Genomic DNA, 23,199 nt, shown 5'->3' with positions numbered 1-23,199 from the left:
AAGGCGTTTCTACCTTCTTTTGCTTCTTCTGTCATGTAAGCCAAACGTGTTGCTTCACCTGCGAAAACCTGTTGACCAACCATTCCGTCGTCAGTTAAATTCATTGCAAATTTCAGCATACGGATAGAAGTTGGAGATTTAGCCAAAATTTCCTGTGCCCATTGATAAGCAGTGTCTTCCAGCTCTGCGTGAGGAACTACTTCGTTAACCATTCCCATTTCAAAAGCTTCCTGTGCGGAATAATTTCTGCCTAAAAAGAAAATTTCGCGGGCTTTTTTCTGTCCGACCATTTTTGCGAGATACGCTGAACCGTATCCTCCGTCGAAACTTGTAACATCGGCATCTGTTTGCTTGAAAATAGCGTGTTCTTTAGAAGCTAATGTTAAATCGCAAACCACGTGAAGTGAATGTCCACCGCCTACAGCCCAACCATTTACCACGGCAATTACCGCTTTCGGCATAAAACGAATCAAGCGCTGAACTTCCAAAATATTGAGACGGTGTCGTCCATCATCTCCCACATAACCTTGGTGTCCACGAGCTTTTTGGTCGCCTCCACTACAAAAAGCATGTCCCCCATCTTTGGGACTTGGACCTTCTCCAGTTAACAATACAACGCCAATCGAAGAATCTTCGTAAGCGTCGTAAAAAGCGTCATATAATTCTGAAGTGGTTTTTGGGCGGAAAGCGTTTCTGATTTCCGGTCTGTTGAAGGCGATACGTGCAACGCCATTAGATTTTTTATAGGTAATATCTTCGTATTCTTTTACTGTTTTCCAGTCTGCACTCATTGTAAAAAATTTTGAACAAAAATACGGAATTTGGTTGGAAGATGGAAGCGTGAAGCCCGAAGAATGAGGGTGTTTTTGAATGATTATTTTTACGAAATTTAATACAAAATGAAATCCTTTTAGATTATATTTTTAACGCAATGTTCGCAAAGAATTATTTGATTAATAATCAAGATATTATGATCGCAAAGCCACTTCGTTTAGCAAAATTAAGCATCCAAAACAGCATTTCAATTGCTAAGCGAAGCGACTTTACGAACTTTTTTTAAATATCTTTTAAAAAATTCTCTGCGGTCTTTGCGCTATGATATTATTAGTCAATTGGTTAAATTATTTATTCTTAACTCACTACGGATTAATCTTATCTTTTAAGGGCACAAAAGCGTTTCACTTAGCTAAGAGTGGAGTTGCTGCCACGAATGGGCGAATTTGAAAAGTTTAACACATTGATAATTTTATGAAATCTCTGGATAAAGGAAAACCCTATCAGAGTCTAAAACTCTCAAAGGGTTGAGATTCTGCCTAATTTTTCGATGGAAAAAAACTGGAAGAGGTTTTTAGCCCCGATTGGCTTCTTTTTTAATATTTTTTTTCAAAAGAATCGCCGAAACTTGTTCCTCGTTTTGTAATGGAAATCTTTTTACGCGGCAGCTTCGCTGCCGCGTAAAAAGATTGAAATAGAAAGCAGGACTGAAATTCCTAAAAATTTCTAGCCTTGTTGCTTCTTATTTTTCCTGTTAATGAACAAATACACAGGCAAACCTATTAAAATCAGGATAAATCCTGGCCAAGTGTATTGTGGTTTGTAAATGATGAGAAGTACGCAAAACGCTGTTCCAATCAACAAATACAGAATTGGAGTGATAGGATATAACCATGTTTTGTACGGTCTTTCTGCGTTTGGTTTTTTGATTCTCATATAAATTACGCCGAAAACGGTAATCATATAGAACAACACGATAACAAACGAAATCATGTCCAATAAATCGCCGTACTGGCCTGAAAGCGCAAGAACCGAAGCCCAAATTCCCTGCATCCACAAAGATTTTTCGGGAACGTCGTGTTTATTATTTTCGATGGCGGACTTGAAGAATAATCCGTCTTTTGCCATGGTTTGATACACTCTTGCCCCTGCCAAAACCAATCCGTTGATACAGCCAAAAGTGGAAATCATCACCAAAACTGCCATAATAATTGTTCCAACATGACCAAACATAGCTTCGGAAGCGGCAACAGCAGGACGGTTTTTATCTGCAAATGCAATTCCGTCTCTGTCGAGCGCATTTAAGTAAACCAAATTCACCAAAAGATACAAAATCATTACCGCAGAAGTTCCCAAAACCATTGATTTGACAACATTTTTCTTTGGATTTTCAATTTCTCCGGAAACGAAAGTTACGTTTTCCCAAGCTACAGAACTGAAAACGGAACCAACCATTGCAGCAGCAATTCCGCCCATTAAAGTCATTCCGCCGATTTCTTTCCAGCCAGTTGGTACGAGGTTGTTCCCTACTTCTTTACCGAAATCCTGAAACGCATTCCATCCAAAACTCATATTCCCGTCCCACATCGAATTTTTTACGAGTAAAAATCCGAAAACGATTAATCCTAAAAGTGAAATAATTTTGGAAGCTGTAAAGACATTTTGAAGCAGTTTACCGTTTTTTACACCTTTGGTATTCACATAAGTAAGGAGCATAATGATGATGATGGCCAAAATCTGCACCCAAGTAATTTTAAAACTTCCACTTTGGAATATAGGGTCTGAATTATTGAGCCAAGGAACCAAATACGCCGTAAATTTTCCGAAAGCCATGGCAACAGCCGCAATAGTACCTGTTTGAATGACGGTAAACAATCCCCATCCGTAAAGAAATCCGGTCATTTTTCCGAAAATTTCAGTCATGTAAGTGTACTGTCCACCTGCTTTTGGAAACATGGATGATAATTCGCCGTAAGAAATAGCAGCCGCAACGGTCATAATTCCTGTAATAATCCATACCGCGATAAGCCAGTAACCGGAACCGAGATTACGCATCATATCGGAACTTACGATGAAAATTCCGCTTCCAATCATGGAACCCATTACGAGCATCGTTGCGTCCCAAAGTTTGAGTTTTTTATTCATAGTTTTTTAGAATGTTTTGAAAAATATTGGAGTCAAATATAAACTTATTATCGTTTTCTTTTTGACCGGTTTCAAATTTATCATTTTTTTGAAATCCATAATTATTTTAAACATAGCATAACTATAATTTATTATTTTTGTAAAAATTTTATAGGATGAAAAAATTCATATTTCTTTTAGTATTAGGATTTTCAACAGTTGCTTTCGCACAGGAAGCGGAACATAAAGGTCCACCTCCCGGAAAAGCTTTGGTAGGAGATTCTTACGGAGCTTCTGTAAAAGCCGATGCAAAAACGGTTTCCACCAAAAAATTGCAGAAAAAACTTAAAAAATCTGACAAAGTTGACAACACGGTTGTTAAAGGAAAAGTAAAAGAAGTCTGCAAAGCTGAAGGTTGCTGGTTAACCCTTGAAACCGATAACGGCGAAAGATTTTTTGTAAAGAATAAAGACCATGCATTCTTGGTTCCTTTGGCTTTAGAAGGTAAAATGGTTGTGGTTGAAGGCAGCGCTGAAAAGAAAGTAACCTCTGTGAAAGAACTGAAACATTTTGCGGAAGACGCAAAAAAACCTCAATCTGAAATTGATGCGATTACCAAACCGAAAGAAGAAGTAAGAATGCAGGCAACAGGAATAAAAGTTGTTGAGTAATTCTTGCTTTGAAATGGTTTTATGTGGTTTGAAACAGTTTAATACTGTTCATTTTACTTAAATTATAAATAAAATTTCCGCCGCGACTTCGTCGCGGCGGAAATTTTTTATAAAAAACAATTAAATAATTTCGAAATTCTGTAAAGCGTCCAGTTTCGGAAATTTATTTTCCGATTTGAAAAACTTTCCGTTACAGTCAATTTCCTTCCAGCCTTTCTTTTTGCCGCAATCTCCTACTTCCATCACCACCGGAACAAAAGAAATTTCATCGTCGCCTTCGCGGATTTCTTCTTTGTACTGCACTGCAATATCCAAGACACATTCGAAATCTGTATTCAGTTTTACGTTTCGGTAAATAATGTCAAAATGACTTTCCTGATTTTCAGGAATTTCAAGATACGTTTCCCAACCATCATCAGAACCGTTTAAATCAGCAATCGCTTTCAAGCCTTCGTATAAAGCTATCGTGTAATATTTTCGGGTTCCTTTTCTTTTATAATCATCAGGAAAATGTCCACCTTCATATAAAATAGTCGGAATTCCCATTTTTGTAAAATTATCACCAGCAGAAGTCGGATAAAACTCATCATTATAACGTGCTACCTGATTAGGAATTTCCAATTTCATTCTATTATAAATCCTTGAAATTACTGCCATCGCTTTTTTTCGGGTTACAGTAATTTCTCTTTCAAAATTTTCAGCAGGAGCCAAAAAGGAGAGCGTTGCAGGATTTTCGCCGTCGGTTGTAAAAATGGTGCGCTGCTCGTGAAGATTGAGCGCACAATCATAGTTTCCTTTTTCCGCAATATTTTTCAGGATAGGAAATTCTTTACTCGAAAGTTTTAGATAATCGCGGTTCATATCGATATCCAAAGCATTTCTTCTTGTCCATTTCTCAGAACCGTCGGGATTCAGCATGAAAATAAAATCAAGCGTGATTTTGCTGAAAAGATTGTTTTTGAGTTCTGGCTTTTCTTTAAAAATTTCCAACAAATCGAGCATGGCGTGTGTGGCATTCGATTCATTTCCATGCATTTGAGACCATGCTAAAACTTTCGTGGAACCACTTCCAAGATGCAGCATATAAATTGGTTTCCCAAGATAAGAAGTCCCAACCTCAGAAATATAATCGCTGAGATTCGTCTGTAAATAAAAAAATAATTTTTCTGGGGAAATATACCGGTTTGGAAAATCAGGGCATTGGCGGTAATCAGAAGTTTCAAGCATCAGTACGTCATTTTACAAGATTCAAATTTAATTTTTTTGAACTGAAAATAAAAATTAACTTCTGTAAAAACATCAAACAGGTCAAAATGTCAGAATGTCTGTTAGTAAAATTGTGGATTGAATTATTTTTAAATTTATATTGTAATTAATTGGAAATCAATATATAATTTAATTTATTTAAATAATATTTTTAATTATACTTGAAGTGAAAAACACTGTGGAAAACCCTGATTATGAGAAAAAAAATTAAACGCGTAAACAAAATTCACATTGTTAACAACTTCAAAAATACACAATTGTAAATTTTTAAAATTAAGAAATCTCTATCTTTGTTTTTATTTTTTCTATGACAAACGAGACGCTTTTCTTAATAGGTTTTTTAGTTTTTATCTTTTTTATTCTTGCACTTGATTTAGGTCTTCTAAAGAAAAAATCCGACACCATTTCGATGAAACAGGCCGGGTTGATGAGCTTCTTTGTTGTTACCTTGGCCATGGGATTTTATTTTTTATTGATTAATTACGGTCACCTACTCCACGGCATCGACAGTATGGATAAACTCACCCATGTCATAGGAAAGCATCAACATCCTATTAAAATTGTTCCGAATGACTTAGAACACAGTCTTCAGATTTATAACCAAAATTTAGGAATAGAATTTCTTACAGGTTATGTCGTTGAATATGCACTTTCCGTAGATAATATCTTTGTTATGGTGCTGATTTTTACTGCGTTTGGAGTTGCGCAAAGAAATTATCATAGAGTTCTTTTTTGGGGTATTTTAGGAGCAATTGTGATGCGTTTTATCTTCATCTTCGTAGGAGCAGCACTTATTGAAAAGTTCAGCTGGATAATGTACGTCTTCGGAGCTTTTCTTGTATTTACCGGGATAAAAATGTTTTTCGATAAAGATGATGATGATAAAATTGATACTCAAAACCATCCTGTTGTAAAATTTGCGAACCGTTTCTTTAAGGTTCATCATAATTTTGTTGGAAATAAATTCTTCGTCACCATTGATGGGATAAAGAAAATTACTCCTTTGTTCTTAGTATTATTAATAGTAGAAGCGACGGATTTAATCTTTGCTGTGGACAGTATTCCTGCAATTTTTTCTGTTACCAAAGATCCTTATATTGTTTTTTTCTCCAATATTTTTGCGATTATTGGTCTTCGTTCAATGTTCTTTCTTTTAGCCGGAATTATAGACAAATTCAGATTCCTGAAAGTAGGGCTTTCTGTTCTGTTGACTTTTATTGGTTTGAAGATGTTATTCCATCATTATCTGGAAGAATGGGGATTCACAACCACACATTCTTTATTGGTAATCGTGTCGATTTTAGGATTGAGTATTCTACTCTCACTAATTTTCCCTGAAATCAAAAAAGAGCGAAAAATTAAATATGACCCCGAAAATGATGATAATTTACATCGAAATATATAATTGTAAATTTAAACAAATAACTATAAATCAGTATAATAGTATGCTGATTTTATTTTTGTAAATTCTTATTCTTTGTTTTGATTAACATTTGTATTTTATATTTGTAAATTATATTATTACATTTGTAAATGTAAATTTTAACCCTTTCACATGAATCTGAACGAAAGAATTACAAAGGTTATCGAATACTCCGAATTTACCTCTTCTGAATTTGCAGACGAGATTGATGTGCAGCGTTCCAACATTTCGCATATCACTTCCGGACGAAATAAACCGTCTCTTGATTTCTTGATTAAAATTAAAGACCGTTTCCCTGAACTTGAATGGGATTGGCTCATTAAAGGAGAAGGTGAAATGCTTCAAAAAGCCGATGAAAAGGCAGCATTAGCCAGTACAAATGAAGAATCTAATTCAACTTCCCTGCCCGATTTATTCTCCTTAATTGATGATGATAATTTTGGAATTACGGAAAGTGAAGACCGCGTTTCAAAACCAATACAACGAGAATCTGAAATTCCTGGACAAAGTTTAAATACATTTAAAACGGGCGATTCTCAGCGATTAGAAGTTCAGGAAAATCAAAACATCGTTCAACATATTGAAAATCAGGAAAATAAAATAAAAAGAGTGGTTATTTTCTTTGAAAATGGAAAATTTGAGAGTTTTGAACCTTAGTTTAAACCACAAAAGGCACAGAAGAATTTAAATCTTTGAAAAGTTGCATAAATCTTTCATAAAAAAATCCTTCCCGGAACCGGAAAGGATTTTTCAATGATATAAATTTACTTGTTGTTATTTATTTTCAATTATTTAATCAATAACCATTTCAGGAATTTCTCCCTCCACAATCAGGTTAGCTTCGGTGGCTTTTACAATGTCATCCATTGTAACTCCGGGAGCTCTTTCCAAAAGTTTGAAACCATTTGGCGTAACGTCCATTACAGCCAATTCGGTAACCACTTTTTTCACGCAACCAACACCTGTTAAAGGCAGTGTACAATTTTTTAGAATTTTGCTCTCTCCTGCTTTGTTAACGTGCATCATTGCAACAATAATATTCTCCGCAGAAGCCACCAAATCCATTGCTCCACCCATTCCTTTCACCATTTTTCCCGGGATTTTCCAGTTCGCAATATCTCCGTTTTCGGAAACTTCCATTGCTCCTAGAATCGTTAAATCTACTTTCTGACTTCTAATCATTCCAAAACTGAAAGCAGAATCGAAAAATGAAGCTCCAGGAAGTGTTGTAATCGTTTGTTTTCCTGCATTAATAATATCGGCATCTTCTTCGCCTTCAAAAGGAAAAGGTCCCATTCCTAGTACTCCGTTTTCACTTTGAAATTCTACAGAAAGATTTTTAGGTACATAATTCGCCACCAAAGTTGGAATTCCGATGCCCAAGTTTACGTAGTAACCGTCTTTTACTTCTTTTGAAATGCGTTTTGCTATTTGTTCTTTCGTCAGCATTAGTCTTCTTTTTTACGGGTTGTACGTTGCTCTATTCTTTTCTCAAAATTTTCGCCTTGGAAAATACGTTGTACCATAATTCCCGGAATGTGAATTTGGTTCGGATCTAATTGTCCCGGTTCTACCAATTCTTCCACTTCAGCAATCGTAATTTTTCCTGCTCCAGCCATTGGATGATTAAAATTTCTGGCTGAACCTTTGAAAATTAAATTTCCGGCGTGATCACCTTTCCAAGCCTTTACAATTGCATAATCTGCATGAAAAGCATGTTCCAAAATATGTGGTTTTCCATTGAAATCTTTCACTTCTTTACCTTCGGCAACTTCAGTTCCGTAACCTGCAGGTGTATAGAATGCCGGAATTCCGGCCTGTGCAGCGCGACATTTTTCAGCTAAAGTTCCTTGTGGTGTGAGTTCTACTTCCAATTCTCCGGAAAGCATCTGTCTTTCAAATTCGGCGTTTTCTCCTACATAAGACGAAATCATTTTTTTGATTTGTCTTTTCTGAAGCAACAATCCCAATCCAAAATCGTCCACTCCGGCGTTGTTGGAAATACATGTTAAATCTGTTACATTGCTTTCTACCAAAGCGTTAATACAGTTTTCAGGAATACCGCAAAGTCCGAAACCTCCTAACATGAGCGTCATTCCATCTGAAATTCCGGCGATGGCTTCTTTGGCGTTATTTACTCTTTTGTCTATCATTTTTTAACTTTTACTGTGCACTCCAACCTCCGTCTAAGGTGAAAGTTGTGCCGGAAACTGAAGTAGCATTCTCTGCAGCTAAAAATACGCACATTTCTCCAATTTTTTCAACCGGTACGAAACTTTTTACAGCCTGTTTTTTCAGCATTACTTTTTCTACGACCTCATCTTCTGACATTCCGTGAGTTAGCGCCTGATTTTTTATCTGTCCTTCTAATAACGGGGTCATAAAACATTCATTTAACGGTAATTTAATACCAAATGACTCAAAATATGAAACTGTTTAATGATTTGTTTTTGAAAGACTTGCATATTGTGAAAAGAATTTCTATTTTTGCAGCCTGTTAATCAACCTCTGACGAAGGACGTGAATGTTGTTTAGCTTGACAAAAAATTTTTTATATAAAAATGGATTTATTAAAGTACGTACAGGAAAAGTACATTGCTAAAAAAGAATTCCCTGAATTCAAAGCCGGTGACACCATCACTGTGTATTACGAAATTAAAGAAGGTCAAAAAACAAGAACTCAGTTCTTTAAAGGAACTGTAATTCAGTTGAGAGGAACCGGAGCTACTAAGACTTTTACCATCAGAAAAATGAGTGGTGATGTAGGTGTAGAAAGAGTTTTCCCTATTAACTTACCAGCGCTTCAGAAAATTGAAGTTGACAGAAGAGGTAAAGTTAGAAGAGCAAGAATCTACTACTTCAGAGATCTTAGAGGTAAAAAAGCAAGAATTAAGGATGTGCCTTACAAGAAGTAATCTCCTTAAAGTTATACCAAGAGAAACCACCGAAATTTCGGTGGTTTTTTTTATTAGATAAGTCCGAGAAAGATTTTCATTCGGATAATTCTTTTCACAGAGGTTTCTATTTGTTGATTAAATTTTGAATTTTCTGACATTTTTTTCTGAACCACTTCTTTGGTTTTCCCAATATTTCTGGGCATTAAAACCATATAACAATCTGCGGAAAACTAATTTTGTAACGCTTCGATGCAGGATTCCCGAATGATCCAGAATTCATCCAAACTATAAGGAATATGAGGATTTTCCGCTAAATATTTCCGCAGAAATTCTTTGTGATAACTTACTTTAAAATCTATAATTTGTTCTGGCTGAATTTCTACTTCAACAATTAATTCATTCTCAAATTCTTTACAGTTTCTCGCTGTGAAATCTTCTACTTTGCCATTAATCCTCAAATAATTGTGTGCTTCGGGCATTTCATCAATTCTATATTTTTCGAAGACAGGAATTAATTTTTCGCTGTAAGTAGCTTTCATGCTGAAAATTCCGAGCATCAATTTTATTGCTGGATGTTTGTTTTCGTCAGCCAATCTTTTCAAAACAGCATGTTTTGTACTGCAAGTTCCGCCTTGATCTTTCAGAACAGATAACTCGTCGGTTTTATCCGGATTCCTTTTGTAAGGTAAGGTTTGAATGTAATTGGCTGCTTCAGAAAAGGTATTGAAATTTAAACTTCTGAAATGCTCAGAAATTGGTTCAGGAGAACGTATTTCAAAATTAGAATTCATAAAAAAACCACTCCAAAACGGAGTGGTTTAAATTTATAAAGAAATTTCGGGATTAGTTACCTCCTTCCATTTTCTTTTTCAATTCTGCCAAAGCATCGATGTCACCAAGAGTAGTTTTTTCTTCTCCTGAAGTTGCAGCGGGTTTAGCTGAAGATGATTCTTTAACATTCTTTCTTTCTTCGTCTCTAAAAATACCTGTGTGAGAAACAACAACTCTCTTGAAGTCTTTGTTGAATTCAATTACTTTGAACTCAGCAGTTTCTCCTTTCTTGATTTTAGAACCGTCTTCTTTCTCCAACAATCTTGCAGGACAGAAAGCTTCTACTTCAGCATCTTCGAACTGAACTTGCGCTCCTTTATCGAAAACTTCTGTTGCAGTTCCTGTGTGTACAGTTCCTTCAGCATATTTAGTTTCGAATTTATCCCAAGGATTTTCCTGAAGTTGTTTGTGACCTAAAGAAAGTCTTCTTGCTGCTGTATCCAATTCAAGAACTACTACGTCTAGTTTATCACCAACGTTGCAGAATTCGCTTGGATGCTTAATTTTCTTAGTCCAAGAAAGATCAGAGATGTAGATCAAACCGTCGATACCTTCTTCCAATTCTACGAATACACCAAAGTTTGTGAAGTTTCTAACAGTACCTTTGTGCTGAGAACCGATTGGATATTTCTGCTCGATGTTCGCCCAAGGATCGTTAGAAAGTTGCTTCATACCCAAAGAAATTTTTCTTTCTTCTCTGTCTAAAGTTAAAACTTCAGCTTCTACTTCATCACCAACTTTTACGAAATCTCCAGCGCTTCTCAAATGAGTAGACCAAGACATTTCAGATACGTGGATTAATCCTTCTACACCTGGAGCAACCTCTACGAATGCACCATAATCAGCAAGAACTACTACTTTTCCTTTTACTTTATCACCAACTTTCAAATCAGAAGAAAGTGCATCCCAAGGATGAGCTTCCAACTGCTTCATACCTAACTGGATTCTAGTTTTCTCATCATCAAAATCAAGGATTACAACTTTTACAGTTTGTCCGTCTTCAAGGATTTCTGATGGATGGTTAACTCTAGACCAAGAAAGGTCAGTAATGTGGATAAGACCGTCAACACCTCCAAGATCGATGAATACACCGTAAGAAGTAATGTTTTTAACAGTTCCTTCAAGAACCTGACCTTTCTCCAACTGAGCGATGATTTCTTTTTTCTGTCCTTCGATGTCAGCTTCGATCAATGCTTTGTGAGATACAACAACGTTTTTGAACTCAGGGTTAATTTTAACCACTTTGAACTCCATCGTTTTACCTACGAACTGATCGTAATCTTTAATTGGCTTAACATCGATTTGTGAACCTGGAAGGAACGCTTCGATACCGTGTATGTCAACGATCATACCTCCTTTAGTTCTAGATTTTACAAAACCGTTAACGATTTCTCCAGTTTCGTGAAGTTCGTTTACTCTATCCCAAGCTTTAAGCGTTCTGGCTTTCTTGTGAGACAATTGAAGTTGACCGGTTTTGTCCTCTCTTCTGTCCACCATTACTTCTACCTCGTCTCCAACTTGAAGACCTTGGTTGTAACGGAACTCGTTAAGAGAAATAACACCTTCAGATTTGAAGTTGATGTCTACAATAGCTTCTTTATCAGTCATTCTTACAACTTTTCCTACCAATACATCGTTTTCACTAAGATTGTTAAGAGAACCGTTGTAGATTTCTTCTAAATCGCTTTTTTCTTTTCTAGCATCAGCATCAAGACCAGATTCGAAAGAATCCCAGTCAAATTGTTCAGGTGCTACGTTTTGGTTCAAAAGAACCTCGTCTTTAATTTCAGACATAATAAAATACTTTGTATTCCGTGGTTTTTCAGCGTTGGCTTAATGTGGTTCTGAAAACTTCCGGAAGATGTTAATTGTGAGTTATTTAACTTCGCCAATAGGGTTCCACAAAAAGTGGTGCAAAATTACGCATTTTTTCAATACAATTAACAGTTAAATACAAATTTATTTCGTGCCTTTCACATTCATTTTCAGGGTATAAACAGATTTTGATGCAGTAATGAAGAGTGTCTGATGATTTTCGCCACCAAAAGTTACATTGGCTGTCCATTTTTCAGGAACTTCAATATGTTGAATTTTTTCTCCTTTTGAATTGAAAACTGTAACGCCATCTCCCGTTAAATAAAGGTTTCCGCGTTCATCCAAAGTCATTCCATCCGAACCCATGTCGCAGAAAATTTTCCTGTTCTGAAGTTTTCCGGTTGAAGCAATGTCGTAAACATACGTTTTTCCGGCATCAATATCAGAAACATATAATTTTTTGAATTTTTCTGAACCGATAATTCCGTTTGGTTGCTGAAAATCGTCAATTTTTGTAATTGTTCCATTTGGATTTCTGTAATACAGACTTTCATTTGGTATTTCTTGTTTAAAATTTTTCCAGTAATCGCGAACATACAAAGGGTCGGTAAAATAAATTCCGCCGGAATTATCCTGCCATAAATCATTAGGGCCGTTCATTCTTTGTCCTCCAATATTTTTCTGAATTATTTTTGAACTTCCATCAGCAGAAATCTCCCAGATTTCTCCATTTTCATCGGAACAAGTCAACAGTTTACCTTCATTGGAAATGTAAGTTCCGTTGGCTCTTCCGGTTTTATTTAAAAATTCTGAAACTTTGTTCGTTCTCCAATTCCATAAATAAATAATATCGTTGGGTTGGTCTGTAAAATAAACGTTTCCGACTTTAGTGGAAGCCGGACCTTCCGTAAAGGCAAATTGGTCTGAAACTAAAGTGGGCTTCGCTCCTTCCGAAATTAAAGGTTGGTTGGCATTTCTTGAGACACAATTCCACAAAAAAAATACTAAAATAAGAGTGTAATTTTTCATAGGGTAAAATCTTCATGCAATTTACAAAGTTTGAAAAGCATATTCTTCAAATTTTTTTATATTTGACTTTAGAATATGACACTTAATTTACCAGATAAACTCTACTATTCCATCGGGGAAGTTGCCAAAGCATTTGATGTAAATGCTTCGCTCATCCGTTACTGGGAGCAGGAATTTCCCATTATTCGTCCCAAGAAAAACAAAAAAGGAAACCGATATTTCACGCCCGAAGACATTAAAAATCTCCAGATGATCTATCATTTGGTAAAGGAAAAAGGCTATACTTTGGACGGTGCCCGTGTTGCTTTAACAACGAACAACAAAATCTCCGAAACCATTTCTATGATTGACCGACTTGAGTTTGTAAAAGCTGAATTAATCAAGCTTAAAGAGTCTTTGGTTGATAAACCTGAATAATTTTCAATTTAATCTTAAAAGTATTTTGTTTTATTCTTAAATTAGTTTAAAACAAAACACACATATGAAAGCTTCTCTTCCACAACGGATGAGAAAAAAGCAGTTTATTGCCCTGTCTTTATTGGGCGCAACGATTGCTTTTTCTCAAATCGGTTTTGCGTGGTACAAAAATCAGCAGCACGAAGAAATCCCGAAAGTTCAGTTTCTTTCTGAATATGAATTGGTTACGCCTTTAATTTTATCGGAATTCAATCCCAATGATTTGGATGATAAGCAGTGGCAAAATTTAGGCTTTTCGGAAAAGCAGGTTAAAACCATTCTGAATTACAAGAAAGTTGTCGGTGGCAATTTCGTTTCCAAAGAACAGCTGAAAAAATGTTACGGAATTTCTGAAGAAAAATTTCAGGAACTCAACCAATATATTTTGCTTCCCGAAACCACTTCAGAAACGAAGAATCCAAATTTTGATTTCAGAAAATATGAGAAAAAGGAACTCAAAATTTCAGGAAGATTTAATCCTGACCAACTGTCTGTAAACGGTTGGATGAATATGGGTTTTACAGAGAATCAAGCTAATGCAATTCTGAAATATAAAAACTATCTCGGTGGCAGTTTTGTGAGCAAAGAAAAATTTAAAGAATGTTTTATTATTTCTGCTGAAAATTACGCGAAACTTGCTCCTTATTTGATGCTACCTGAAAAAACTCCGGAAAATTTCAGAAGTTTTACATCCAATAAAACCTTTGAAAAACCAAAGATTCAATACCATGAATTCGACCCAAATTTGTTGGACTTAGAAGGTTGGAAAGCTTTGGGCTTTACAGAAAATCAGGCAGCTTCAATCTTAAAATACAAAAATAATTACCTGAAAGGAAGCTTTCGAAGTCTTGAAGATGTTGAAAAATGTTTTATGATTAAAGACCGTTTTGCCGAAATGAAACCTTTCATCAAGTTAAATCCTGAAAATTTTAAAAACGTTCCTACAAACAGTTATTCTTACACATCAAAAACGACAGAAACAACAGTTCCGGAAGTAAAAACCGATTTCAGTAAAGTAGATTTAAATCAAATTTCCTTTAAACAGCTTCGGGAATTCGGCTTCACTGAAAAAGATGCGGCAATGATGTTAAGTTTCAGGAAAAAATTGGGTGGTTTTGTGAATAAAAATCAAATCTCCGAAACCTTTGAAATTGACAGAAGTTTGGCTCAACAATTAGCATTAAAAGCGAATCTTGACGCATCCAATGTAGCTAAATACTCTTTAGTTGATGCTCCCGAAAATTGGCTTAAAAATCATCCCTACTTTAAATTTTCAGCCGATAAAATTATTTTCTATAGAATCTCCAATCCGGACGACAAGAAAATTTGGAAATTTATTAAAGTTAAGCCCGAATATGAAGCAAAAATGCGTTTGTATCTGAAGTAAGTCTCTAGCAGATTAAGCGGATTGGGGAATTTTTCTCCTGTCAATCTGGAACGGAGCAAAGCGAAATGAAGAATGAAAAAAATATACTTATAAAGATGTTAATCTGCCAAATCCACTCAATCTGCGAGAATAAATTAATCAAAAGTCTTGCTGGAATCAGCCAGAAGCTTGTTTAAATCCTGCATTTCCGCAGGAGTTAAATCCCGCCATTTTCCGACGGGAACATCCAGTTTGATGTTCATAATTCGGATGCGCTTGAGCTTTTTCACTTCGTAACCGAGATATTCGCACATTCTTCGGATTTGTCTATTCAGACCTTGTGTTAGGATAATTCTGAAGCTCAAAGTGTCAATCTGTTCCACTTCGCACTTTTTAGTTACCGTATCAAGAATAGGAACTCCGTTGCGCATTTTCTCCAAAAATTTCGGAGTAATTGGTTTATCAACACGAACAACATATTCCTTCTGGTGGTTATTTCTCGCGCGAAGAATTTTATTCACAATATCTCCGTCAGAAGTCATCAAAATAAGACCTTCGCTTGGTTTATCAAGCCTTCCGATGGGGAAAATTCTTTTCGGATGATTCACGAAATCGACGATATTGTTTTTTTCGCGTTTTGTGTCGGTAGTACAAACTATTCCGACCGGCTTGTTTAAAGCGATATAAACATGCTCTTCTTCCGTTTTTCGGATCGAAATTCCATCAACCAATATTTCATCTTCTTCGGAAACTTTAGTGCCCAATTCCGGCTTTTTGCCGTTCACGGTTATTCTGCCTTCTTCCAAAAGTTTATCAGCGGCTCTTCTGGAACAGTAGCCGACTTCGGAAAGATATTTATTGATGCGAGTTTCCACGAATTATGAATTATGAATGATAAATTATAAATTTTGTTCTGAAAACCTGAAATCGTTCGTAAGCATTTCTGATGAAGCATTTTCTACAGAATATTCACCGATTTTTGTTCTTCTTAAATTGGTTAAATACGCTCCAACTCCTAATTCCTGACCAATATCGTGCGCTAGACTTCGGATATAAGTTCCTTTAGAGCAACCTACGGTAAATCTCACAAAAGGTAAGTCTATTTCTACTTCGTTGATGTAATGAATGGTAGTTTTGCGGGATTTCATTTCTACTTCCTCGCCTTTTCTGGCTAAATCGTAAGCGCGGTTTCCATCAATTTTGATGGCTGAAAAAATGGGTGGTTTCTGTTCTATTTCTCCAACAAATTTCTCCAAAGCTTGTTTAATGAAATCTGCTGTGATGTGCGAATAATCCTGATGTAAAATTTCAGGTTTTTCGGTATCGTAAGATTCGGTTTGAACACCGATTTTAATTTCTGTTAAATATTCTTTCGGGGCATCCTGAATTTCCGGAATTTTTTTTGTGAATTTTCCGGTGCAAACAATTAAAAGTCCTGTTGCACGCGGATCCAAAGTTCCGGCATGCCCGATTTTGAATTTCTTGGGCAAACTGAATTCTCTTTTCAGCTTGTATTTCAACTTGTTCACCGCCTGAAAGCTTGTCCAGTCCAAAGGTTTGTCAACAAGGAGAATTTGTCCGTTTAAGAAATCTGTATCTGTCATTTATCCAAAATTTGGAAGTATTTCTGCATTGCAGCCCGGCTTGAGCGGAAATCCTTTTTATTGCGCGGCGCCTTCGGCGCCGCGCAATAAAAAGATTGGGAGCGGAAGACGGAAATAGCTGCCCAAAAATTATTTATTAAACTGAGTAAAATAAATCAGCAAAGCAATTCCGACAATAATTCTGTACCAACCCCAAGGTTTGAAACCATACTTGGTTAAAACGCCGATAAAAAACTTAATCGCAATTACAGCAACCAAAAAAGCTACAACATTTCCTACCAAAAACATCGTCAGATTATTTCCCTGCATCAGCATTTCGTAGCCCTTTTGTTCAACACCGTTGTGATTCCAGTCTTTTAGGAAAATTGAATAGGTTGTTACTGCCAACATGGTAGGTACAGCCAAGAAAAACGAAAATTCCGCCGCAGCTTTTCTGGTTAATTTCTGCTGCATTCCACCGATGATGGAAGCAGCACTTCGGCTTGTTCCGGGCATCATGGCCAAACATTGCCAAAAACCAATAATAATGGCTGTTTTGAAAGAGATTTCCTTCTCGTCATCAATGGTATGTGTTGTAAAAATTTTATCAATAAAAAGCAGAAAAATTCCGCCAATAATTAAAACAATAGCGATAGGAACTGGGTCACCTAACACAGCTTCAATTTTGTCATCGAACAGTTTTCCCAAAACCAAAGCAGGAACAACAGCTGCAGCCAATTTCAGATAGAAATTGAGGTTTTTGAAATCGAAAAATTTCTTCCAATACAGAAAAACTACCGCGAGAATGGCTCCGAACTGAATGGAAACCTGAAACATCTTTACAAACTCATCATTCTGAATTCCGAAAATAGAACTCGTGAAAATCATGTGCGCTGTAGAGGAAACCGGAAGATATTCTGTAAGACCTTCGATGATGGCAATGATGATTGCTTTAATTAAATCCATAGTTTATTGAATAAAAAAAAACTTTGTCAAAGTTCTGAATCTTTGACAAAGTTTCGGGTATTGAATTTCGTTATTTATTTCGCTTTAAAATCGCGTATACTTCTACTGCAAATCCGGCTACCACCAAAAGCGGCGCAATGCGGATTCTGCGGATGGAGAAAATACCTTCGTTCCAGGAATTCGGGTCGTATTTACCGTCAACAGTATTGGCGTCGGCTCCCATCATCAAAAGATATCCTACAACAATCATAGCCAAACCAATCAACATCCATTTGTAGTTTTCTTTTCCGAAATAAAAGTTTTGTTTTTCTGCGGCAACTTTCGTTTCTGAGCCGAATTGGTCTGCAGAAAATTTCTGATTTTTTTTAGCCATGATTATGAGTAATATAAATCGTCCACATTAGATTTAAGGAATCTCCACGTCGCAAAAATCGTACTTAAAACGGTGATGATAATTCCCACCGCAAAAACCAAAAGAATCAGCCAAAGATAATTTGGGTCTTGCTGAATAAACTGCTGTCCGATTTCGCTTGTGAAATAATACCACACTCCAAATAAGGCCAAAAGTCCGATGACAGAACCAATTAATCCTAAAACAATGGCTTCTTTGATGAAAGGCTGTAAAATAAATCTGCGTTTTGCTCCAACCAACTGCATCGTTTTGATGATAAATCTCTTCGAGAAAATCTTCAAACGTATAGAGTTGTTAATTAAAACCACTGCCAAAACAAGGAACAGTAAAGAGAAACCAAGAATCCACTTCAAGATTCTGTTCAGATTATTGTACACTTCCACCATCAGTTCGCTGTTGTTTTTTACATCAACAATTCCGGGAACTGATTTAAGTTGCTTCATAGCGTCGTCGATTTTTGCAGGGTCAACATATTCCGGTTTTAAAGCGACCTCCACAGAAGAGGGAAAAATATTTTCTTCGAAAAGTGCATCACTTTCAATCCCCATACTTTTTTTGGCTTCTGTTGCGGCCATTTCACGGGAAATGTAAGTTGCACGTTTTACAGGCGTCAGTTTTTCGATGGTTTGCAAAGCAGTTTTCTCCTGTTTGTCGATTTTTAAAGAATCTTTCGGGTCGTAATTTTCGTCGAAGTAGGCATTAACCACCAACTGCTCTTTAATATAATCCGAATATTTCTGTGCGTTAATCAGGATAAGCCCCATTAAACCTAACAAAAACAACACTAAAGCAATGGAAACCACCACGGTAATATTGCTCGAACGGAGTCTGCTTTTGTTAAAATCATCAACTGTTTTTGCCATCAAATAAAAATTTTCGGCTAAAATAGAAAAAATCTTCCGAAATTTGCCGAAGAATCAACGAAAATCAGTGTTAATAAAATCATAAAAAATCTTGAGTGTAAAGGCAAAAAAACATCTAGGACAGCACTTTCTTACCGACGAAAATATCGCCCGTAAAATTGTAGAAGGATTAAGTTTCGAAGGTTATCAAAAAGTTTTGGAAGTGGGTCCCGGAATGGGCGTTCTTACCAAATATCTTCTCGAACGAGATGATGAAGTATTTTTGGCCGAAATTGATACTGAATCTATTGATTATCTCAAAAAAAATTACATCAAACTTTCCGAAAACAGCTTTGTTGGCGACTTTCTGAAAACAAATTTCGCTTTTGCTTCAAATGAACAAATCGCAGTGATTGGAAATTTTCCGTACAATATTTCATCGCAGATTTTGTTTAAAATTATCGACCATTACGAACAGGTTCCGGAAATGGTCGGAATGTTTCAGAAAGAAGTTGCAGAAAGAACTGCGGCAGTTCCCAGAACGAAAGATTACGGAATTCTCTCGGTTTTGATTCAGGCTTTATATGATGTGAAATATTTGTTTACTGTTCATGAAAATGTGTTTAATCCGCCACCGAAAGTAAAATCGGGTGTGATTAAAATGACAAGAAATCCGAAACGCGGATTAGCCGGAAACGAAGTGTTGTTCAAACAAATTGTAAAGGCAGGATTTAACCAAAGAAGGAAAAAGCTCAGCAACGCTTTGAAAATCCTTAATATTCCTGAAGCCTTGAAAACGCACGCATTTTTGGATAAAAGAGCCGAAGAATTGTCGGTGGAAGATTTTATTTCGTTTACGAATGAATGGAAAAACGCTTAGAAATTTTCTTCGTGTTCATCGTCCTCGTCTTCATCATCCTCTTCATTTTTCATTTCTTCGAGTTGAACCTGAAGTTTTGAAATCATTTCCTTTAAGGCTTTGATTTCGTTTTTATTGGAAGAAACTTTGCTCTTCAGCATTACATTTTTTGCACGTTCGTTGTGATCTTCTTCCTCCTCTTCTTCGTCCTCGTTGATTTCTTCGATATCTTCCTGAATGTCGTCGATATCTACACTAATTTCTTCAATATCCTCGCTGATTTCCTCGATGTCTTCCTGGATATCTTCGATGTCTTCCTGAATTTCAGATACGTCTTCCTTCAAATCTTCAATATGTTCGCGGCTTCGGTTTACTGATAGCTGAATGAAAATTGATAAATAAATGGCTTCCAATGAAAGAATCGTCGTTAAAATCAACAGCATTTGGTCGAACTCAATTACTTTGAAGACAGGAAGCAGAAACGCAACCAAAAAAAGAATGGTATGAACGATTAATGATGGAATTGAGCCAACCCAGGCTGTGATTTTTTCTGCAGCTTTTTCCAAAGCCTGAATGTTCCTTGTTTCTCTTCTCATTTTTTCAATGCGTTTGTACAAAATTACTCAAAATCGCCCGAAACACCCAATCCAAAAAGGGCAAAATCATATTTTGCGGGATCTTTAGCATCCATTTTTCTCAAAATTACATCCAATTCTTCCACTGTTTTCCAGTCGTTTTGTTTTCTTTGAATCAAACTGAGTTTTCGTGAAATATTTCCGGTATGAACATCCAACGGAATCGACAAAAATTTTGCATCGATATCTTTCCAAATACCGAAATCCACGCCTTTTTTATCCTTCCGAACCATCCAGCGAAGAAACATCATCAAACGTTTTGCTGATGAATTTTTATACGTCGAACTGACATGCTTTGAACTTCTGTGCGAAAAATCTTCATTAAAAAACTGCGTTCTAAAACGTTCCAAAGCGTGATAGAAATTGGCTTCAGAATGATTGGTTTTGAATAGATGTTCCAGTGAATCGTTTTGCTGATAAATCCGGTTAAGATTTTCAATAAAAAATTTAAAATCTTCCGTATTGAAAGTTCTGTGAACGGCTCTATTTTCTATAAAATCCAAATCTCCCGATATGTAATTCATCACAAAATCATAGGGCGAATTTCCAAGCCAATTCATCATTTTTTCGGCATTGTTGATGATGGACTTTCTGTTTCCCCAGGAAATGGTCGCCGTTAAAAAACCTGCAATTTCAATATCCTGTTTCAATGAGAAACGGTGCGGAATCTGAATCGGGTCGTTCTCCACAAAGCTTTTGTCGTTGTAGAACTCGGCTTTTTCGTCGAGGAAGTTTTTTAGTCCGCTGAAATTCATTTTTTCAACCATATTTTTTCAACCACAAAAGTCACAAAAGTATTTTAATTAAGTTTAAAATTAATGCTTAGAAAAGGAGCAAAAGTCTTATTTCACTTTTGAATAATTTCAAGACAACATAAAGCTTTTGTGCCTTTTGTGGTTTCTAATTATCCAATTTTAACCGGCTCCAAAGCCTTTGGCAAAAAAGTATTCGGGAAAACTTCGCGGGCTTCGTCAGTGAAAACCGTCAAATCTCCGTAACGGTTGGAAAAATGTCCGAGAATTAACTTTCCAACATTGGCCATTCTCGCAATTCTTGCCGCTTCTAAAGCTGTTGTATGTCCTGTATAATCTGCCATTTCCTTTAAATCATGCAGGAATGTGGATTCGTGATACAAAACGTCCACATTCTTTACAATTGGAACTACGGTTTCCAAATACCGTGTATCACTACAAAAAGCATAGGTTACAGATTTTGAAGGCTCAAAAGTGAGTACATCGTTCTTCAAAACGTAGCCATCACTCAAAACGAAGTCTTTGCCCAGTTTTAAATTGTGATAATCGCAGGTTTCAATTTCTTGGTATTTCGAAATTTCGGCCATGTTCAGATGTCGTTCTTTCGGTTTTTCTCGGAACAGATAACCGTTGCAGTAAATCCTGTGATTGAGCGGAATCGTATAGACTTCTACTCTGCTGTCTTCGAAAATTTTCTCGGAAGCATTGCTTTGCAATTCATGATAAACCACCTCAAAACCCTTGTGCGTTTCAGTAATTCTGAAAATGGTTTCAAGCATTTCCTTAATTCCTTTCGGACCATACACATGAAGCGGCGTTTCTCGTCCCAAAAGCCTGAAACTCGCAATGAGTCCCGGTAAACCAAAACAGTGGTCGCCATGAAGATGCGAAATAAAAATATGGTTGATTTTCGAAAATCTCGATTTTGCTTTTCTAAGCTGAACCTGAGTTCCTTCACCACAATCTATCAAAAAATGGCGTTCTTCCATCTCGAGCAATTGCGCAGTCGGAGAAGAATTCACAGTTGGAATTGCCGAATTGAAGCCGAGAATGGTAAGATAAGTGCTCAAAAATATAGATTAATATTACAAATGTAATTAAAAGTTGCGTTGCAGAAGTATTTGGGTAGAATTATCGCTATTTAAACCTCTGAATTACATCTGTTTTTGAAAATCCAAAAATAAATCCATTGCGTTTTTGCGGTGCGATATTTTATTTTTTTCTTCGGGAAGCATTTCTGCGAAAGTGATTTCGTGACCATCCGGAACAAAAATTGGATCATAACCGAAACCTTTGTGCCCTTTATTTTCGGTGAGTAAATTTCCGTACACTCTTCCTTCAAAAAATTTCGGTTCGTTTTCATCATAGAAGCATAAAACAGTGATGAAATAAGCTTTCCTATTGATTTCCCCTTCCATTTCTTCCAAAACTTTGGCAATATTCTTGGCGAAATCGTGGTTTCCTGCATATCGTGCGGAATAAATTCCCGGTCTTCCATCCAATGCTTCCACCACCAAACCTGAATCATCTCCAACACTCGGAATTCCGGTTTTTTGGAAGCAATATTCCGCTTTAATTTGAGCATTTTCTTCGAAGGAATTTCCGTCTTCCACAATTTCGTCGTGGATGTCGTAATCGGTTAGACTTTTAACGAAAAAATTATCTCCGAGAATTTGCTGAATTTCTTCTTTTTTGTGTTGATTGTGAGTTGCAATAAGGATTTCCTTTGCCATAAATGATGATTGATAAGAGGATTAATTTTCAGAATAATGAACTCTGTATTTTCTTGTAAAAAGATAATAAAATAAGGCAAAAAGAGCAATTCCGACTGCTAAAATTAAATATTCAGACAAGCCGAAAAAGTCTGCCAAACTTTCTGTTTTTCCGTAATGAAGCAAAACTGTGGAAACTCCGTTATTAAAAGCGTGAAGCAAAATCGGCATTAGTAAAGATTTGGTTCTTTCGTACACAATTCCTAAAACAAATCCCAACAAAACTGCACCTACAAACTGCCATGGATTTCCGTGAACAATTCCGAAAATTAACGCAGAAATCCAAATCGCTTTCATAGGTTTCATGCCTTTGTTAATCATCCCTTTTTGGATAATTCCGCGGAAAACAATTTCTTCGAAAATCGGCGCCATAAAAACCGCCAACACAATCATAACGGAAGTGTCTTTTGACATTTGTTCCATCAACTTTGAAAAGAATTCGTACATCTTTCCAAAAAAAGGACCGGTTACAGGAACTCTACCTGTGATAAATTCTGCAATCAGCATCATTCCGAGCATCATCGGAAAAATCAGGAGATAAGTTGAAACATTTTTGGGCGAAAAGTTGAAATTGAGTTTTTTTCCCGTTTGCGGTCTGCAAATAAAATAATCGAAAGCGAGAATAGCTCCTATCCACATCAAAGCATTAGATATCATAAGAAATGCATCATTGTACTGGAAATTTTCTTTCATGAAAAACATAAAAAAAACATTCACAAAAGCGAT

General features: G+C 36.3%; 27 protein-coding genes. 7 read left to right on the top strand and 20 right to left on the bottom strand.

Going from position 1 to position 23,199, the window contains the following annotated elements; translation table 11 throughout:
- Both Q0252_RS06835 and Q0252_RS06830 read right to left on the bottom strand, forming a co-directional pair.
- A partial coding sequence (locus tag Q0252_RS06835; protein ID WP_297984788.1) for a 1,4-dihydroxy-2-naphthoyl-CoA synthase occupies positions 1-791 on the bottom strand: 791 nt, incomplete at its 3' end.
- A 709-nt stretch (positions 792-1,500) separates the two neighbouring features.
- Complete coding sequence (locus tag Q0252_RS06830) at positions 1,501-2,919, bottom strand: APC family permease (RefSeq protein ID WP_297984786.1); 1,419 nt, start codon at positions 2,917-2,919, stop codon at positions 1,501-1,503.
- 155 nt (positions 2,920-3,074) lie between these two features.
- On the opposite strand from Q0252_RS06830, the gene Q0252_RS06825 reads away from it, so the two are divergent.
- Positions 3,075-3,569: a DUF4920 domain-containing protein gene (locus Q0252_RS06825; RefSeq protein WP_297984784.1), complete on the top strand. Its 495-nt coding sequence runs from the start codon at positions 3,075-3,077 to the stop codon at positions 3,567-3,569.
- A gap of 120 nt (positions 3,570-3,689) precedes the next feature.
- Here Q0252_RS06825 and Q0252_RS06820 read toward each other — a convergent pair whose 3' ends face one another.
- Complete coding sequence (locus Q0252_RS06820; protein ID WP_297984782.1) at positions 3,690-4,796, bottom strand: M14 family zinc carboxypeptidase; 1,107 nt, start codon at positions 4,794-4,796, stop codon at positions 3,690-3,692.
- Between the two features lie 346 nt (positions 4,797-5,142).
- Here Q0252_RS06820 and Q0252_RS06815 point away from each other — a divergent pair, with 346 nt between their 5' ends.
- Positions 5,143-6,240 (top strand): TerC/Alx family metal homeostasis membrane protein, encoded by a 1,098-nt coding sequence (locus Q0252_RS06815; protein WP_297984780.1) that lies wholly within the window; start codon positions 5,143-5,145, stop codon positions 6,238-6,240.
- Between the two features lie 150 nt (positions 6,241-6,390).
- Positions 6,391-6,915 (top strand): helix-turn-helix transcriptional regulator, encoded by a 525-nt coding sequence (locus tag Q0252_RS06810; protein ID WP_297984778.1) that lies wholly within the window; start codon positions 6,391-6,393, stop codon positions 6,913-6,915.
- Between the two features lie 135 nt (positions 6,916-7,050).
- On the opposite strand, the gene Q0252_RS06805 is transcribed toward Q0252_RS06810, so the two are convergent.
- From Q0252_RS06805 to Q0252_RS06795, 3 genes are read right to left on the bottom strand one after another with little or no spacing between them, the layout of a single operon-like run.
- Entirely contained in the window at positions 7,051-7,707 is a 657-nt protein-coding gene (locus Q0252_RS06805; RefSeq protein ID WP_297984776.1) for a CoA transferase subunit B, read from the bottom strand.
- Positions 7,707-8,411 carry a CoA transferase subunit A gene (locus tag Q0252_RS06800; protein WP_297984774.1) on the bottom strand — a complete coding sequence of 235 codons (705 nt, stop codon included), beginning with the start codon at positions 8,409-8,411 and terminating at the stop codon, positions 7,707-7,709. The genes Q0252_RS06805 and Q0252_RS06800 overlap by 1 nt, the downstream gene beginning before the upstream one ends.
- A 10-nt stretch (positions 8,412-8,421) precedes the next feature.
- Entirely contained in the window at positions 8,422-8,640 is a 219-nt protein-coding gene (locus Q0252_RS06795; protein ID WP_297984773.1) for an SDR family oxidoreductase, read from the bottom strand.
- A 179-nt stretch (positions 8,641-8,819) separates the two neighbouring features.
- Here Q0252_RS06795 and rplS point away from each other — a divergent pair, with 179 nt between their 5' ends.
- Complete coding sequence (gene rplS, locus Q0252_RS06790) at positions 8,820-9,173, top strand: 50S ribosomal protein L19 (protein WP_297984772.1); 354 nt, start codon at positions 8,820-8,822, stop codon at positions 9,171-9,173.
- Positions 9,174-9,226: 53 nt separating this feature from the next.
- On the opposite strand, the gene Q0252_RS06785 is transcribed toward rplS, so the two are convergent.
- The 4 genes from Q0252_RS06785 to Q0252_RS06770 all read right to left on the bottom strand — a co-directional run bounded on the left by Q0252_RS06785 (position 9,227) and on the right by Q0252_RS06770 (position 12,830).
- Positions 9,227-9,367 (bottom strand): hypothetical protein, encoded by a 141-nt coding sequence (locus Q0252_RS06785; protein WP_297984771.1) that lies wholly within the window; start codon positions 9,365-9,367, stop codon positions 9,227-9,229.
- A gap of 18 nt (positions 9,368-9,385) precedes the next feature.
- Complete coding sequence (locus Q0252_RS06780) at positions 9,386-9,946, bottom strand: hypothetical protein (protein WP_297984770.1); 561 nt, start codon at positions 9,944-9,946, stop codon at positions 9,386-9,388.
- A 52-nt stretch (positions 9,947-9,998) separates the two neighbouring features.
- Positions 9,999-11,780: a 30S ribosomal protein S1 gene (rpsA, locus tag Q0252_RS06775; protein ID WP_297984769.1), complete on the bottom strand. Its 1,782-nt coding sequence runs from the start codon at positions 11,778-11,780 to the stop codon at positions 9,999-10,001.
- Positions 11,781-11,945: 165 nt separating this feature from the next.
- On the bottom strand, positions 11,946-12,830 hold the full coding sequence (locus Q0252_RS06770; RefSeq protein ID WP_297984768.1) for an SMP-30/gluconolactonase/LRE family protein: 885 nt from the start codon (positions 12,828-12,830) through the stop codon (positions 11,946-11,948).
- A 75-nt stretch (positions 12,831-12,905) separates the two neighbouring features.
- On the opposite strand from Q0252_RS06770, the gene Q0252_RS06765 reads away from it, so the two are divergent.
- A complete protein-coding gene (locus Q0252_RS06765; protein WP_297984767.1) occupies positions 12,906-13,247 on the top strand; it encodes a MerR family transcriptional regulator in 342 nt (113 codons plus the stop codon).
- Between the two features lie 64 nt (positions 13,248-13,311).
- Positions 13,312-14,673: a helix-hairpin-helix domain-containing protein gene (locus Q0252_RS06760; protein ID WP_297984766.1), complete on the top strand. Its 1,362-nt coding sequence runs from the start codon at positions 13,312-13,314 to the stop codon at positions 14,671-14,673.
- 134 nt (positions 14,674-14,807) lie between these two features.
- Here Q0252_RS06760 and rluF read toward each other — a convergent pair whose 3' ends face one another.
- The 5 genes from rluF to Q0252_RS06735 form a co-directional block, all read right to left on the bottom strand.
- Positions 14,808-15,527, bottom strand: a complete 720-nt coding sequence (gene rluF, locus Q0252_RS06755) for a 23S rRNA pseudouridine(2604) synthase RluF (RefSeq protein WP_297984765.1) — start codon at positions 15,525-15,527, stop codon at positions 14,808-14,810.
- Between the two features lie 24 nt (positions 15,528-15,551).
- Positions 15,552-16,256, bottom strand: coding sequence for a tRNA pseudouridine(55) synthase TruB (gene truB / locus Q0252_RS06750; protein WP_297984764.1), 705 nt, complete (start codon positions 16,254-16,256; stop codon positions 15,552-15,554).
- Between the two features lie 129 nt (positions 16,257-16,385).
- Positions 16,386-17,201 carry an undecaprenyl-diphosphate phosphatase gene (locus Q0252_RS06745; protein ID WP_297984763.1) on the bottom strand — a complete coding sequence of 272 codons (816 nt, stop codon included), beginning with the start codon at positions 17,199-17,201 and terminating at the stop codon, positions 16,386-16,388.
- A 70-nt stretch (positions 17,202-17,271) separates the two neighbouring features.
- Positions 17,272-17,574 (bottom strand): DUF3098 domain-containing protein, encoded by a 303-nt coding sequence (locus Q0252_RS06740; RefSeq protein WP_297984762.1) that lies wholly within the window; start codon positions 17,572-17,574, stop codon positions 17,272-17,274.
- A 2-nt stretch (positions 17,575-17,576) separates the two neighbouring features.
- Positions 17,577-18,476 carry a permease-like cell division protein FtsX gene (locus Q0252_RS06735; RefSeq protein ID WP_297984761.1) on the bottom strand — a complete coding sequence of 300 codons (900 nt, stop codon included), beginning with the start codon at positions 18,474-18,476 and terminating at the stop codon, positions 17,577-17,579.
- 91 nt (positions 18,477-18,567) lie between these two features.
- On the opposite strand from Q0252_RS06735, the gene rsmA reads away from it, so the two are divergent.
- Complete coding sequence (gene rsmA, locus Q0252_RS06730; RefSeq protein ID WP_297984760.1) at positions 18,568-19,335, top strand: 16S rRNA (adenine(1518)-N(6)/adenine(1519)-N(6))-dimethyltransferase RsmA; 768 nt, start codon at positions 18,568-18,570, stop codon at positions 19,333-19,335.
- Here rsmA and Q0252_RS06725 read toward each other — a convergent pair.
- The 5 genes from Q0252_RS06725 to Q0252_RS06705 all read right to left on the bottom strand — a co-directional run.
- Positions 19,332-19,910 (bottom strand): hypothetical protein, encoded by a 579-nt coding sequence (locus Q0252_RS06725; RefSeq protein WP_297984759.1) that lies wholly within the window; start codon positions 19,908-19,910, stop codon positions 19,332-19,334. The genes rsmA and Q0252_RS06725 overlap by 4 nt on opposite strands.
- Before the next feature lie 23 nt (positions 19,911-19,933).
- The gene (locus Q0252_RS06720) at positions 19,934-20,704 is read right to left on the bottom strand and encodes a TIGR02757 family protein (RefSeq protein WP_297984790.1); all 771 of its coding nucleotides are present in this window, start codon (positions 20,702-20,704) and stop codon (positions 19,934-19,936) included.
- Between the two features lie 149 nt (positions 20,705-20,853).
- A complete protein-coding gene (locus Q0252_RS06715; RefSeq protein ID WP_297984758.1) occupies positions 20,854-21,771 on the bottom strand; it encodes a ribonuclease Z in 918 nt (305 codons plus the stop codon).
- Positions 21,772-21,855: 84 nt separating this feature from the next.
- A complete protein-coding gene (gene rdgB, locus Q0252_RS06710) occupies positions 21,856-22,434 on the bottom strand; it encodes an RdgB/HAM1 family non-canonical purine NTP pyrophosphatase (protein ID WP_297984757.1) in 579 nt (192 codons plus the stop codon).
- A gap of 21 nt (positions 22,435-22,455) precedes the next feature.
- A partial coding sequence (locus Q0252_RS06705; RefSeq protein WP_297984756.1) for a type II CAAX endopeptidase family protein occupies positions 22,456-23,199 on the bottom strand: 744 nt, incomplete at its 5' end.

Source organism: uncultured Chryseobacterium sp., assembly GCF_936933875.1.
Lineage (GTDB): Bacteria > Bacteroidota > Bacteroidia > Flavobacteriales > Weeksellaceae > CAKZIK01.
This window is presented reverse-complemented; position numbering and strand designations above follow the sequence as displayed.